This window comes from Pseudomonas sp. P135, assembly GCF_020312125.1.
Taxonomy (GTDB): Bacteria; Pseudomonadota; Gammaproteobacteria; order Pseudomonadales; family Pseudomonadaceae; genus Aquipseudomonas; species Aquipseudomonas fragariae.
Window position 1 is genome coordinate 263434 of the sequence record NZ_JAGPYR010000002.1, and the last position, 14095, is coordinate 277528.

Sequence of the window (14095 nt, forward strand, 5' to 3'; positions counted from 1 at the left end):
TCGGTGATGAAACACCTCGAGGTTCCCATGACTGTCACTTCCGAACGTTCTGCCGATGGCCAGACGCTGACCCTTTATATCGAAGGGCGTTTCGATTTCAATTCCCATCAGGCGTTTCGCACTGCCTATGAGGACTATCCGCAGTCACTGAACTACGTGGTCGACCTGCGCGGTACGCATTATCTGGACAGTTCTGCGCTGGGCATGCTGTTGCTGCTGCGCGATCACGCCGGAGGTGACAAGGCATTGGTACGCCTGGTCAACTGCACGCCTGATGTGCTGAAGATTCTGGCCATTTCCAATTTCTCGAAGCTGTTCGAATTGAGCATACCCAGTGCAGCCAGCCCCGAACAAACTGTGCATTCTGATCGCTGATGACAGCACCAGTGACCGCTTGCTGCTGTCAACCATCGTGGCGCGGCAGGGTCACCGGGTCCTCAGCGCGGGCAACGGTGTCGAAGCGGTTGCCATCTTCAAGGCCGAAAGCCCGCAGTTGATTCTGATGGACGCCATGATGCCGGTCATGGATGGTTTCGAGGCCGCGCGAAGGATCAAGGCGATGGCCGGCGAATCGCTGGTGCCGATCATCTTCCTGACCTCGCTCACCGAAGGCGAGGCGCTTGCACGCTGCCTGGACGCCGGTGGTGACGACTTTATGTCCAAGCCTTACAACCCGCTGGTATTGGCCGCCAAGCTCAACGCCATGAATCGTTTGCGGGTATTGCACGAAACTGTTCGCCAGCAGCGTGACCAGATCGCCAGGCACCATGAATATCTGCTCAATGAGCAGCGTGTCGCCAAGGCGGTGTTTGATCAGATCGCCCACGCCGGTTGCCTGGGGGCGAGTAACATCCGCTACCTGCAGTCCCCCTACGCACTGTTCAACGGCGACCTGATGCTGGCCGCTTACACCCCCGCCGGGCACATGCAGGTGCTGCTCGGCGATTTCACCGGACATGGTTTGCCGGCTGCCGTTGGCGCGATGCCGCTTGCAGAAGTGTTCTATGGCATGACAGCCAAGGGCTATGGCCTGGTTGAAATCCTCCGTGAAATGAACGCCAAGCTCAAACGCATCCTCCCGGTCGACATGTTTTGTTGTGCGACGCTGCTGTGTATCAATCTGCCGCAGCGGCAGGTCGAGGTCTGGAGCGGTGGCTTGCCGGACGGCTACCTGCTGCGCGGCGCACAGGGCGAGCATGTGCCGCTGGCCTCGAATCATCTGCCCTTGGGCGTATTGAGCGTCGATGCCTTCGACGCGCGCACCGACGTGTATCCGTTGGCGCCTGGTGACCGCATATTTCTGTTGTCCGACGGCGTGCTCGATACCAGTAACAGTCAGGAGGAGCTGTTCGGTGCGCAGCGTCTGCGACAGGTTCTGTCGGCCAATCGCGAACCGCAGTTGCTGATCGAAGAGATCCTCGAGGCGCTCAACGAATTTGGCGGCAAGGCGCGTGACGATGTCAGTCTGCTGGAAGTCAGCGCTGTCGAAGCGCCGCTGCAAAGTCTGCCTGCCATGATGTATTCGGACAGCGGCGCCTCCAGCCCGCTGGACTGGTCGGCCAGCTTCGAGTTTCGCGCCTCGACCCTCAAGCGTTTCAACCCCCTGCCTTACGTACTGCAATTGCTGCTGGAGGTTCACGGTCTGCGTGATCAGGGCGCTGCACTGCATATGGTGCTCGGCGAGCTGTACAGCAATGCGCTGGAGCATGGTGTGCTAGGGTTGGATTCGGCGCTCAAGCACGACGCAGCAGGCTTCGCGCTCTATTATCAGCAGCGGGCAGAACGCCTCGACAGGCTGCAGTCCGGCTTCATCCGCATGACCCTGCAGGTTGAAACGGTCGCGCAGGGCGGTCGGCTGACCCTCGGTGTCGAGGACAGCGGCCAGGGATTTGATGTGGAAAAGACCCGGACGCTGACGCCTGCCGGCAATGAACTGTATGGTCGCGGGCTGCATCTGGTCTGTGAGTTGAGTCGCGAGGCCAGGTGGTCCAGGGATGGCAGGACCGCCTGCGTGGAATTTTCCTGGGAGGGAGTGGCATAATCCCCGCCTGGAGTCTTGATCAAGGAGTGAACAAGTGTCGATTCATCTGGATTACAGCGTGTTGAATACCTTGCAGGAGGTCATGGAAGACGAATATCCAACCTTGCTGGATGTTTTTCTCAAGGATTCCGAGCAGCGTATCGCGCAGCTGCGTCTGGCTGCCGGGTCCCGCAATCCTGACTTTCAGGAGTTGAGCCTTACCGCTCACAGTTTCAAGGGCAGCAGCAGCAACATGGGGGCCTTGCAGCTTTCCGAGCTGTGCCGTCAGCTCGAGGAGCAGGCCCGCCAGGAGCAGTTCGCAGGTCTGGCAGAATTGATTGGCACGATCGATAGCGAATACATGACGATTCGCGGGCTGTTCAATTCCGAGCGGCAGCTGTTCGTCATCTGAGCCCTTAGAGTCATGCCCCCGATCCCCGCTATGGGGAATCATTAGATAACTGGCCCGTATATTGCTAACTATTTCGGTAAGGCGATAACCAGCAGCTGATGCGGAGACCGAAATGCCCCTTGCTACCAATGCGCTTCTTCAGGCCACAACCTCTGTGACCGCCAGGTCCGGTGTGGCCAACAATGCGGTCAAGTCTGCTGACAGCAGCAAGGACGGGGCCTCCAGCTTTTCCAATGTCTATGCAAAGCAGGCGAAAGACACCGTGCCTGCGCGCGAAGATGCGCCAGTAAAGCCAGCCCGCGACAAGACCGCGCCTGACAAGGACAAGGTTGCCGCCGGCAAGGACAAGCCTGCAAGCGATCAGGCAAATGCCGCCGACAAGTCTGGCGTTGCCGATAGCGGCAATGATTTGCCAGCCAGGCCGGCTGCTGCAGATGATGACGCAGCCCATTCTGACTCGAAGCAGGATGATACGCAGGCCTCTGCCGATCCGGCGCTGAATGACGGCCAGGCGATCGTCGATCCCGTCCTTGATCCGGCATTGCAGGCAATGACCGCACAGGCTCCCGCGGCACCTGTTGTAGCCAAGGCGCCAAGTGCACAAGTTGTCACTGCGCCAGCGGTCTCGGCGCTCACCACTACGCAGGCGGCCCCGCCAGCAGTGGCTAAAGAAGCCTTCGATCCGGACGCCGATCCGCTTGATGGTCTGGATGCTGTGCAGCTGGCGCTGGAAAACGCCACTGCCAAGACTCAACTGGCTGCGCAGAATGCCCAGGCTGCCAACAAGGCGACGCCGAGCAATGCTGAAGCTGACCCGAATCAGAATATCGTCAATAACCTGTCGGTCCTGAGCGAGCAGCTTCCGTCCGAAGGCGGCAGCACCGAAAGCAGTGACAAGTCGTTCAGCGGTTTGATCGGCGAGGGGCTGAAGGATGTCAAAGGCGCCGCCGGTGATACTCGCGTCGACAACTTTGCCGATCGCCTTGCAGCGCTCAGCCAGGCCGCGCAACCTGCACGCGCAGCGGCTGCACCTGCCGCACCCTTGATGAACCAACCGTTGGCCATGCATCAAAGCGGCTGGACCGAAGGCATCGTCGATCGCGTCATGTACCTGTCGAGCCAGAACCTCAAGACCGCCGATATCAAGCTGGAACCTGCCGAACTCGGTCGTCTTGATATCCGTATCAACATGGCGCCTGAACAGCAGACCCAGGTGACATTCATGAGCGCCCATATGGGCGTACGTGATGCGCTGGAAAGCCAGATGTCGAAGTTGCGTGAGTCATTCGTGCAGCAGGGGCTTGGCAACGTCGACGTCAATGTCTCCGATCAGTCGCAACAGCAGGCCCAGCAACAGGCTCAGGAACAGGCCAGCCGCTCCCAGCGCAGCGGTCGTGGCGGTGGCATGAGCTCCGGCGATAGCTCCGATGAAATCGCAGGCGTCGATGCGGCCATCCCGGTCAGCCAGCCAGCAGCACGTGTGATCGGCACCAGTGAGATCGATTATTACGCGTGAGGCTCCTGCGTCACATGGCAACCGCGACGCGACGTCATGCATTGCCTGCACGTCTTGGCGCAGAAATGCTTTTTGAGCGCGATGGCACTGACGACGCAGAGTGCGACGTAAGTGACAGGGCGAAGGAACCCGACGAAGTCGGGCCGGAAGCCGGAGCGAAAGGTTTTGCCTACTTTGGCCCCATCAAAGTAGGTCGCCGAGGGACGAAAAGGTGCCCTGAGTCGAACCTCAATCCACCTGGCAAAGAAAAACCGCCGTGTGACGCAGAGCGTCACGAACTGCATTCCCACGCGGAGCGTGAGGAACGATATTCATCAGCTATCGGCCCGTGCCTCTAGCCCGACTACTCTAAAGTGCTTTTCGAGCACGGTGGCACTGACGACGCAGAGTGCGACGTTAGTGACGGCTGAGTCCTGGCGCTGATCCGGGGGTAGCCTGGCAGGACGCCAGGCTAGCCGCACCGTGCCATGGATGGCGCGTTGCGGCGACCCCCGGATCAGTGTCAGGGCGAAGGAACCCGACGAAGTCGGGCCGGAAACCGGAGCGAGGGGGTTTGCCTACTTTGGCCCCATCAAAGTAGGTCGCCGAGGGGCGAAAAGGTGATCTGAGTCGAACCTCAATTCACCTGACAAAGAAAAACCGCCGTGTGACGCAGAGCGTCACGAACTGCATTCCCACCCAGAGCGTGGGAACGATAGTCGTGGCAGCCGCTCACGAACGGCATTTCCCTGCGGAGCGTGGGGACGATGGTCATCAATTCCCGGGCCGGGCCCTCAGCGCTGGCACAAGAATCACGATCCCTGCGCGCCCTGGCGCGTAACCGGTTGTGTCCGATACATCCCCGTTTCGTACAACTCTGGCATAACACTTGCTCTGCCTCTGTCACGTATTGAAGAACCTCTTGAATAGTGACGGATTATTGGCATGGCGCAGAGCGAAGAAGTTAAAGACCCCGCGACCACAGGCAAAGGTAAAGGCAAACTCAAGCTCATTATCATCGCCGTCGTGGCGTTGCTGCTGGCGGTAGGCTTGTCGGTGGGCGCGACCTGGTTCCTCATGCACAAGAGCGAAAGCAAGGTAGATCCAGCGGCGGCTGCAGCGGCAGCGAACGTCAAGCCAGTGGCGGTGTTCGAACCGATGACCCCGGCCTTCGTCGTCAACTTCAACGCCAACGGTCGCCAACGCTACATGCAGGTGAGTATTACCATGCTGGGCCGTAACGCAGCCGACATGGAAGCGCTGAAGGTACACATGCCATTGATCCGCAATAATCTGGTCATGCTGTTTGCAGCCATTCCCTTCGAATCGCTGGCTTCGCCGATCGGCCAGGAAATGCTGCGCCAGAAAGCGACCGCCAGCATTCAGGAAGTCGCACAGAAAGAACTCGGCAAGACTGTGATCGAACAGCTGCTCTTCACTAACTTCGTATTGCAGTAGGACTCTCACATGGCCGTGCAAGACCTGCTCTCCCAGGATGAGATCGATGCGCTGCTGCATGGCGTCGACGATGGGATGGTCCAGACCGACAACAACAGCGAACCTGGCAGCGTCAAAAGTTACGACCTGACCAGCCAGGACCGGATCGTCCGCGGACGCATGCCGACGCTGGAAATGATCAACGAGCGATTCGCCCGCTACACGCGTATCAGCATGTTCAACCTGCTGCGCCGCTCTGCGGACGTGGCGGTGGGCGGTGTCCAGGTCATGAAGTTCGGTGAGTACGTGCATTCCCTGTACGTGCCGACCAGCCTTAACCTGGCCAAGATCAAGCCGCTGCGTGGCACCGCGCTGTTCATTCTCGATGCCAAGCTGGTGTTCAAGCTGGTGGACAACTTTTTCGGCGGTGACGGGCGTCACGCCAAGATCGAAGGCCGGGAGTTCACGCCGACCGAACTGCGTGTCGTGCGCATGGTGCTGGATCAGGCGTTTGTCGACCTCAAGGAGGCCTGGCAGGCGATCATGGAAGTGAATTTCGAGTACATCAACTCGGAAGTGAACCCGGCCATGGCCAACATCGTAGGGCCGAGCGAGGCTGTAGTTATTTCCACCTTCCACATCGAACTCGATGGCGGTGGTGGCGATCTGCACGTGACCATGCCGTACTCGATGATTGAGCCGATCCGCGAAATGCTCGATGCCGGTTTCCAGTCCGATCTGGACGACCAGGATGAGCGTTGGGTCAACGCGCTCAAGGAAGACGTGCTGGACGTCAACGTGCCGCTCACGACGACCATCGCCCAGCGCCAGTTGCCGTTGCGGGACATTCTGCACATGCGCCCTGGTGATGTGATCCCGGTGGAACTGAGCGACTCGCTGGTCATGCGAGCCAATGGCGTACCTTCATTCAAGGTCAAGCTTGGCTCGCACAAGGGCAAGATGGCCCTGCAAGTAATCGAACCCATAGCGCGACGCTGACCTTTCTGGTCTGCGTCGGAAATTGTTGCGTAACTGAAATACTGCGTGCAGAGGACAACCGATGGCTGATGAAAACGATATGACGTCTGCTGAAGATCAGGCATTGGCCGATGAATGGGCTGCTGCCTTGGGCGAAGCTGGCGACAGTCAGGCTGATATTGATGCGTTGCTGGCTGCGGACGCCGGGAATTCGGGTAGCCGGATGGCCATGGAAGAGTTTGGCAGCGTGCCGAAAAGCACTGGTCCGGTTTCTCTGGATGGTCCCAATCTGGATGTGATTCTCGACATTCCGGTATCGATCTCCATGGAAGTGGGCAGCACCGACATTAACATTCGCAACCTGTTGCAGCTCAACCAGGGCTCGGTGATCGAGCTGGATCGTCTGGCGGGCGAACCGCTGGATGTGCTGGTCAACGGCACACTGATCGCGCATGGCGAAGTGGTGGTGGTCAACGAAAAGTTCGGCATCCGTCTGACCGACGTGATCAGCCCGAGCGAACGCATCAAGAAGCTGCGCTAAGTGAGGCGCTGGCTGAGTGTTCTGCTGACCCTGCCATCGCTGGCCTGGGCCGCCGAACCCGCCGCTCAGGCGGCGCCTGCGCAGGTGGCCAACACGGTCTCCGGCGGCATGGGCGGGCAGGTGGTGCAACTGCTGTTCGGTCTGATCCTGGTGATTGGTCTGATCTTCGTGCTCGCCTGGCTGATGCGCCGGGTGCAGCGCGTCGGGCCGAACAGCAATCAGGTGATCGAGCTGGTGAGTTCGCGCGCGCTGGGGCCGCGTGATCGGCTGGTGCTGGTGCAGATCGGCAATGAACAGGTGCTGCTGGGCATTACGCCCGGGCGAATCACGCCTCTGCATGTGCTCAAGGAGCCGGTGCAGGTGCCGGTGCGCGAGCAGGCCACCCCTGAATTCGCTCAGCGCCTGATGGAGCTGATGGGCAAGGATAAGGACAAGAAGTGATGGGCGCCTTGCGTTTCCTGATACTGCTGTTGCTGGTCATGGTGACGCCTGCTGCGCTGGCGGCCGATCCGCTGTCGATTCCGGCGATCACGCTGTCCAACGGTGCCGATGGTCAGCAGGAGTATTCGGTCAGCCTGCAGATTCTGCTGATCATGACCGCGCTGAGCTTCATTCCGGCGTTTGTCATGTTGATGACCAGCTTCACGCGAATCATCATCGTCTTCTCGATCCTGCGTCAGGCCCTCGGCCTGCAGCAGGCGCCGTCGAACCAGATCCTCACCGGCATGGCGCTGTTTCTGACCATGTTCATCATGGCGCCGGTCTTCGATCGGGTGAATCAGGACGCCTTGCAGCCTTACCTGGCGGAGAAACTTTCCGCGCAGGATGCGGTGGCCAAGGCGCAAGTGCCGATCAAGGACTTCATGCTGGCCCAGACGCGCACCAGCGATCTCGAGCTGTTCATGCGCCTGTCCAAGCGTACCGACATTCCGACCCCGGATGCCGCGCCATTGACCATTCTGGTTCCGGCGTTCGTGATTTCGGAACTCAAGACGGCGTTTCAGATCGGCTTCATGATCTTCATTCCGTTTCTGATCATCGATCTGGTGGTGGCCAGTGTGCTGATGGCGATGGGTATGATGATGCTGTCGCCGCTGATCATTTCTCTGCCGTTCAAGATCATGCTGTTTGTACTGGTGGACGGCTGGGCGCTGATTGTCGGCACCCTGGCTGGCAGTTTTGGTGGCGTATGAGCCGTTTTACTGAGGAGTCTGCCCGATGACGCCGGAAGTAGCCGTCGATCTGTTCCGCGAGGCGCTGTGGCTGACCACTGTGCTGGTCGCGATTCTTGTGGTGCCGAGCCTGTTGTGCGGTCTGCTGGTGGCCATGTTTCAGGCGGCCACGCAGATCAACGAACAGACCTTGAGCTTCCTGCCGCGTCTGCTGGTGATGCTCGTCACCCTTATCGTCATCGGCCCGTGGCTGTTGAAAATATTCATGGAATACATGCTGTCGTTGTACACCAGTATTCCGACCCTGATCGGCTAGCACCGCATGCAGCCGATGCTTGCGCTGACCGATACCCAGATCAGTACCTGGGTAGCCAGCTTCATGCTGCCGCTGTTTCGCATCATCGCGTTGCTGATGACCATGCCGATCATCGGCACCACGCTGGTCCCGCGTCGCGTGCGCATGTATCTCGCCGTGGCGATCACCGTAGTGGTCGCGCCTGCGCTCCCAGCCATGCCGCCCGTGCAGGCGCTCGACCTGAGCGCGCTGTTGCTGATCGGTGAACAGATCATCATCGGCGCCGGGATGGGCTTGTCGTTGCAGTTGTTCTTCCATATCTTTGTCATCGCGGGACAGATCATCTCGACGCAGATGGGGATGGGCTTTGCGTCAATGGTCGACCCTACCAACGGTGTTTCCTCCGCCACCATTGGTCAGTTCTTCACGATGCTGGTCACCCTGTTGTTCCTGGCCATGAACGGCCATCTGGTGGTGCTGGAGGTTCTCGTCGAGAGCTTTACCACGATGCCGGTCGGCAGTGGTTTGCTGGTCAATAACTTCTGGGAGCTGGCCAATGGGCTGGGCTGGGCACTGGCTTCGGGTCTGCGACTGGTATTGCCTGCGATCACCGCGCTGCTGATCATCAACATCGCCTTCGGGGTCATGACTCGCGCCGCGCCGCAACTCAACATCTTTTCCATCGGCTTCCCGCTTACGCTGGTGTTGGGCATGGTCATTCTGTGGATGACCATGGGTGACATGCTCAATCAGTATCAACCGATCGCAACGCAGGCATTGCAGGCGTTGCGCGATATGGTGAGGGCTCGTTGAATGGCAGAAAACGAGAATGGCCAGGACAAGACAGAAGACCCCACGGAAAAAAAGGTCAAGGACTCACGGGCTGACGGCCAGATCGCGCGCTCCAAGGAGCTGACCACGCTGGTGGTGATGCTGATGGGGGCGGGCGGGTTACTGATGTTCGGCTCTGATATCGCCCTGATGATGTCCGAACTGATGCGTGACAATTTCACGATATCCCGTGAAACCCTGATGGACCAGTCCTACATGGGCAAGGCGCTGCTCAGTTCCGGGATGCATGCGCTGGTCGTGGTCCTGCCGTTTCTGATCGCCATGCTGGTTGCCGCACTGGTGGGGCCGATCATGCTCGGTGGCTGGTTGTTCGCAACCAAATCGTTGATGCCCAAGTTCAGCCGCATGAACCCGGCAGCAGGGCTCAAGCGCATGTTCTCGCCGCATGCGCTGGTCGAGTTGCTCAAGTCCTTCGGAAAATTCCTGATCACTCTGGCAGTGGCGCTGGTGGTCCTGAACAATGAGCGCAAGGATCTGGTCGCGATTGCTCACGAGCCGCTCGAGCAGGCCATGATCCATAGCCTGGTGGTGGTGGGCTGGAGCAGTTTCTGGATGGCTTGCGGCCTGATATTCATCGCGGCGGCGGATGTGCCGTTCGTGTTGTATGAAGCGCACAAGAAATTGCTGATGACCAAGCAGGAAGTGCGCGACGAGCACAAGAACAGCGAGGGCAGCCCGGAGGTCAAGCAACGTATTCGTCAGTTGCAGCGTGAAATGTCGCAGCGGCGCATGATGGCCTCCGTTCCCGAAGCAGACGTGATCATCACCAACCCGACACACTTCGCCGTCGCCCTCAAATACGATCCCGAGCAGGGCGGGGCGCCGATGTTGCTGGCCAAGGGTACGGATCTGGTGGCGCTGAAAATTCGTGAAATCGGCGCGCATAACGAGATCCTGATTCTGGAGTCTGCGGCACTGGCGCGTTCTATCTACTACAGCACCGAGCTTGATCAGGAGATCCCTGCCGGGCTGTATCTGGCAGTCGCCCAGGTGCTGGCCTACGTCTACCAGATCCGCCAGTTCCGCGCCGGTCAGGGCAAGCGCCCCGACCCTCTGGGCGACATCAAGATCCCGCCCGACCTGCAGCGCGACGCGTAGTCTGCTCCTGGACGCGTGGTGCGGCGCAGATTTGTGACGCAGAGCGTCACCCACGGCCTTCCCGCGCTGAAGCGTGAGGAGCGAGATTACCTGCCCATGCTCCGCGCGGGCATGCCGTTCCGGACGCTCCGCGTCCGTTCTTGCACAGGTAAACGAGAAGATTTTCTGACTGCGCTCAGCGCACCGGATTTACGTGACTTCTGTGCCTAAAGCCTTACCGCCACTGGCTTTGTAAAAGTTGGACAGATTTTTGCAACAGGGTCGATACAGGGCGCCATCGGCGTCAATGTTTTGATCTAGTGCGCAGGTAACGAATCAGTGGATCGCTCTCAATTACTCAGTAGCGCACGCAGCAATATCACAGGCCTTGGCCGTGGTCAGTTGGGCGTTCCGTTGTTGTTGCTGGTCATGATGGCAATGATGATGTTGCCGATGCCGCCGTTCCTGCTGGACGTGTTCTTCACGTTCAACATTGCACTGTCCATCGTCGTGCTGCTGGTCTGCGTGTACGCACTGCGGCCGCTGGACTTCTCGGTATTTCCCACCATTCTGCTGGTCGCCACGTTGCTGCGTCTGGCGCTGAACGTCGCTTCCACGCGGGTGGTCATGCTTCACGGTCAGGACGGCCACGCTGCTGCGGGCAAGGTGATTCAGGCCTTCGGTGAAGTGGTGATCGGTGGCAACTACGTCGTCGGTATCGTGGTGTTCGCGATTCTGATGATCATCAACTTCGTGGTCATCACCAAGGGTGCCGGCCGTATTTCCGAGGTGAGCGCGCGCTTCACCCTCGACGCGATGCCCGGCAAACAGATGGCGATCGACGCCGACCTCAACGCCGGCCTCATCGATCAGCCGGAAGCCAAGCGCCGCCGTGCCGAAGTGGCCCAGGAAGCCGAGTTCTACGGTTCCATGGACGGTGCCAGTAAATTCGTGCGCGGCGATGCGATTGCCGGTCTGCTGATTCTGTTCATCAACCTGATCGGCGGCATGCTGGTCGGCATCCTGCAACACAACATGACCTTCGCCGACGCCGGCCGCGTTTACACCCTGCTGACCATCGGTGACGGTTTGGTGGCGCAATTGCCATCACTGCTGCTGTCCACCGCCGCAGCGATCATGGTGACCCGTGCTTCCGGTTCGGAAGAGATGGGCAAGCTGATCAATCGTCAGATGTTCGCCTCGCCCAAGGCGCTGGGGGTTTCCGCTGCAATCATGATCGTCATGGGCCTTGTCCCGGGCATGCCGCACTTTTCCTTTATCAGTCTCGGGCTGGTTGCCGCAGGCGGCGCCTACCTGTTGTGGAAAAAAGAAAATCAGGTGAAGGTCGAGGCCATCGCCGAAGTGCAGCGCCAGCAAGACCTGCTGCCTTCGCCGACCCGTGTTCAGGATGCCAAAGAACTGGGTTGGGATGACGTGACGCCCATCGATATCATTGGCCTGGAAGTGGGTTATCGCCTGATTCCGCTGGTGGATCGCAATCAAGGTGGCCAGTTGCTGGCGCGTATCAAGGGTGTGCGCAAGAAGCTCTCGCAAGAGCTCGGTTTCCTGATGCCTACCGTGCACATTCGCGACAACCTCGATCTGGCGCCCAGCGCCTATCGTCTGACGCTGATGGGTGTGATTCTGGCCGAGGCCGAGATCTACCCGGATCGCGAACTGGCGATCAACCCCGGTCAAGTGTTCGGCACCCTGAACGGCATTACCGCCAGAGACCCGGCGTTTGGTCTGGAAGCCGTGTGGATCGAAATCAGCCAGCGCAGTCAGGCGCAGTCACTGGGTTACACCGTGGTCGATGCCAGTACGGTAGTGGCAACCCACCTGAACCAGATTCTCTACAAACATTCGCATGAGCTGATCGGCCACGAAGAAGTCCAGCAATTGATGCAATTGCTGGCCAAAAGCTCGCCCAAGCTGGCTGAAGAGCTGGTACCGGGCGTGCTGTCGCTGTCCTCGCTGCTCAACGTGCTGCAGGCGCTGCTGGCTGAACACGTACCTGTGCGGGATATTCGCAGCATTGCAGAGGCTATCGCCAACAACGCCGGGAAGAGTCAAGATACCGCCGCTTTGGTGGCCGCAGTGCGCGTGGGTCTGAGCCGCGCAATCGTCCAAAGCATTGTAGGCGTTGAGCCGGAGCTGCCTGTTATCACTCTGGAGCCAAGGTTGGAACAGATATTGCTCAATAGTTTGCAGAAGGCTGGTCAGGGTCAGGAAGAAGGCGTTCTTCTTGAGCCAAGCATGGCTGAGAAGCTCCAGCGTTCGTTGATCGAGGCCGCCCAGCGTCAGGAGATGCAAGGGTTGCCGGTAATTCTTCTGGTAGCAGGGCCTGTCCGGGCGATGCTGTCACGATTTGGACGATTGGCTGTACCGAACATGCATGTTCTGGCGTATCAGGAAATTCCGGACAACAAGCAAGTAACCATCGTAGCGACTGTCGGGCCAAACGGCTGAGGTAGTGAGTCATGCAAGTTAAGCGATTTTTCGCCGCCGATATGCGTCAAGCCATGAAGCTGGTTCGCGATGAGCTGGGCGCTGAAGCGGCCATCATCGGTAACCGGCGCATTGCCGGTGGCGTAGAGCTGACTGCCGCTCTGGATTACAAGCTGTCCGCCCTGGCACCGCGTGTGCCGAACATGGAGCTGGAAGACGAGTTGCGCAAGACTCAGTCGCGTATCGTTTCCGCCCAGGCCGAATTGAACAACCGCAGCGACAGCGATGCATCGATCAACCTGCAGCTGTTTTCCGGCAAGCCGGGCAACCCTGCCGAGACGCACATCGAGCCGACACTCGAAGAGCCGCCGCGTCCATTCGCGTATGCACCGCCACAGGCCGCCGAGCCTGCCATTGGCCAGCGCGCCTATGACTCGATGCGCTCCGAATTGAACGGCCTGCGTGAGCTGCTGGAAGTCCAGCTCGGCTCGCTGGCCTGGAACCAGCTGCAGGGCACTCGTCCGCAGCAGGCCAACCTGTGGCGACGCCTGCAACGTGTCGGCCTGTCCGGCCCGCTGTCACGCGACCTGCTGTCGATGATTCCGGAGATCGACGAGCCTCGTCAGGCCTGGCGCATGCTGCTGGCGCACCTGGCCCGCATGATCGCCGTCCCTGAAGTCGAGCCGCTCGAAGAGGGCGGCGTGATTGCAATGGTCGGTCCTGCCGGCATGGGCAAGACCACCACGCTGGCCAAACTGGCAGCACGTTACGTGTTGAAGTACGGCCCGCAGAATATCGCACTGGTCAGCATGGACAGTTTCCGCATCGGCGCGCAGGAGCAGCTCAAGACCCTTGGGCGCATCCTCAACGTACCGGTCACCCATATCGATCCTGGCCAGTCTCTGGTTCAGGCGCTGGAACCGCTGCTGCGCAAGCGGGTGGTGCTGATTGACACCGCCGGCCTGCAGGCCAGTGATCCTGCGCTGCGCATGCAGCTGGAAAGCCTCGCGGGTCGTGGCATCAAGTCGCGCAACTATCTGGTACTGGCAACCACCAGCCAGAAGCAGGTGCTGACAGCCGCGTATCACAGTTACAAACGTTGTGGCCTGGCCGGATGCATTCTGACCAAGCTTGATGAAACAGCCAGCCTCGGTGAAGTCCTGAGCCTGGCGATCAGTCACGAATTACCTGTGGCCTACCTCACGGACGGACCACGCATTCCTGATGACCTGCATACCCCGCGTCGTCATCAACTGGTAAGCCGCGCGGTGAGTGTGCAAATGCAGGATGAGCCTAGTGAAGAAGCAATGGCTGATATGTTTGCTGACCTCTATCACACCCCTGGCAAGAGAGTGGGTTAAGTGATGG

The 14095-nt window shown here is 59.4% G+C and carries 14 protein-coding genes; all 14 read left to right on the top strand.

The features are described from left to right. Window positions 1-27: 27 nt before the first annotated feature. The 14 genes from KBY08_RS03685 to flhF all read left to right on the top strand — a co-directional run bounded on the left by KBY08_RS03685 (window position 28) and on the right by flhF (window position 14088). The gene (locus KBY08_RS03685; protein WP_004408073.1) at window positions 28-375 is read left to right on the top strand and encodes an STAS domain-containing protein; all 348 of its coding nucleotides are present in this window, start codon (window positions 28-30) and stop codon (window positions 373-375) included. Next, entirely contained in the window at window positions 335-2041 is a 1707-nt protein-coding gene (locus KBY08_RS03690; RefSeq protein WP_004408075.1) for a fused response regulator/phosphatase, read from the top strand. Before KBY08_RS03685 ends, KBY08_RS03690 begins: the two co-directional genes overlap by 41 nt. 34 nt (window positions 2042-2075) lie before the next feature. Then, a complete protein-coding gene (locus KBY08_RS03695) occupies window positions 2076-2432 on the top strand; it encodes an Hpt domain-containing protein (RefSeq protein WP_011268438.1) in 357 nt (118 codons plus the stop codon). A gap of 112 nt (window positions 2433-2544) precedes the next feature. Further along, a complete protein-coding gene (locus KBY08_RS03700; RefSeq protein WP_024661308.1) occupies window positions 2545-3948 on the top strand; it encodes a flagellar hook-length control protein FliK in 1404 nt (467 codons plus the stop codon). Window positions 3949-4872: 924 nt separating this feature from the next. After that, window positions 4873-5385, top strand: coding sequence for a flagellar basal body-associated protein FliL (fliL, locus tag KBY08_RS03705; RefSeq protein ID WP_003343996.1), 513 nt, complete (start codon window positions 4873-4875; stop codon window positions 5383-5385). 9 nt (window positions 5386-5394) lie between these two features. Beyond that, window positions 5395-6363 (top strand): flagellar motor switch protein FliM, encoded by a 969-nt coding sequence (fliM, locus tag KBY08_RS03710; protein ID WP_003422170.1) that lies wholly within the window; start codon window positions 5395-5397, stop codon window positions 6361-6363. Between the two features lie 61 nt (window positions 6364-6424). Next, on the top strand, window positions 6425-6883 hold the full coding sequence (fliN, locus tag KBY08_RS03715; RefSeq protein WP_003316817.1) for a flagellar motor switch protein FliN: 459 nt from the start codon (window positions 6425-6427) through the stop codon (window positions 6881-6883). Continuing rightward, window positions 6884-7324 (top strand): flagellar biosynthetic protein FliO, encoded by a 441-nt coding sequence (gene fliO, locus KBY08_RS03720; RefSeq protein WP_003343990.1) that lies wholly within the window; start codon window positions 6884-6886, stop codon window positions 7322-7324. Further along, on the top strand, window positions 7324-8076 hold the full coding sequence (gene fliP / locus KBY08_RS03725; RefSeq protein ID WP_003316820.1) for a flagellar type III secretion system pore protein FliP: 753 nt from the start codon (window positions 7324-7326) through the stop codon (window positions 8074-8076). Before fliO ends, fliP begins: the two co-directional genes overlap by 1 nt. A 25-nt stretch (window positions 8077-8101) precedes the next feature. Continuing rightward, window positions 8102-8371, top strand: a complete 270-nt coding sequence (locus tag KBY08_RS03730) for a flagellar biosynthetic protein FliQ (RefSeq protein WP_002554277.1) — start codon at window positions 8102-8104, stop codon at window positions 8369-8371. Between the two features lie 6 nt (window positions 8372-8377). After that, window positions 8378-9163 (top strand): flagellar biosynthetic protein FliR, encoded by a 786-nt coding sequence (gene fliR, locus KBY08_RS03735; RefSeq protein ID WP_017279339.1) that lies wholly within the window; start codon window positions 8378-8380, stop codon window positions 9161-9163. Continuing rightward, on the top strand, window positions 9164-10300 hold the full coding sequence (flhB, locus tag KBY08_RS03740) for a flagellar biosynthesis protein FlhB (RefSeq protein WP_003316822.1): 1137 nt from the start codon (window positions 9164-9166) through the stop codon (window positions 10298-10300). Window positions 10301-10618: 318 nt separating this feature from the next. Then, window positions 10619-12748, top strand: coding sequence for a flagellar biosynthesis protein FlhA (gene flhA, locus KBY08_RS03745; RefSeq protein ID WP_003412395.1), 2130 nt, complete (start codon window positions 10619-10621; stop codon window positions 12746-12748). Between the two features lie 11 nt (window positions 12749-12759). Beyond that, window positions 12760-14088, top strand: coding sequence for a flagellar biosynthesis protein FlhF (gene flhF, locus KBY08_RS03750; protein ID WP_004408091.1), 1329 nt, complete (start codon window positions 12760-12762; stop codon window positions 14086-14088). Window positions 14089-14095: the final 7 nt, after the last annotated feature.

Coding starts and splice junctions, on each gene's coding strand:
- KBY08_RS03685 (WP_004408073.1), top strand. CDS start 28: ATGACTGTCACTTCCGAACGTTCTGCCGATGGCCAGACGCTGACCCTT.
- KBY08_RS03700 (WP_024661308.1), top strand. CDS start 2,545: ATGCCCCTTGCTACCAATGCGCTTCTTCAGGCCACAACCTCTGTGACC.
- fliL (WP_003343996.1), top strand. CDS start 4,873: ATGGCGCAGAGCGAAGAAGTTAAAGACCCCGCGACCACAGGCAAAGGT.
- fliM (WP_003422170.1), top strand. CDS start 5,395: ATGGCCGTGCAAGACCTGCTCTCCCAGGATGAGATCGATGCGCTGCTG.
- fliN (WP_003316817.1), top strand. CDS start 6,425: ATGGCTGATGAAAACGATATGACGTCTGCTGAAGATCAGGCATTGGCC.
- fliP (WP_003316820.1), top strand. CDS start 7,324: ATGGGCGCCTTGCGTTTCCTGATACTGCTGTTGCTGGTCATGGTGACG.
- KBY08_RS03730 (WP_002554277.1), top strand. CDS start 8,102: ATGACGCCGGAAGTAGCCGTCGATCTGTTCCGCGAGGCGCTGTGGCTG.
- fliR (WP_017279339.1), top strand. CDS start 8,378: ATGCAGCCGATGCTTGCGCTGACCGATACCCAGATCAGTACCTGGGTA.
- flhB (WP_003316822.1), top strand. CDS start 9,164: ATGGCAGAAAACGAGAATGGCCAGGACAAGACAGAAGACCCCACGGAA.
- flhF (WP_004408091.1), top strand. CDS start 12,760: ATGCAAGTTAAGCGATTTTTCGCCGCCGATATGCGTCAAGCCATGAAG.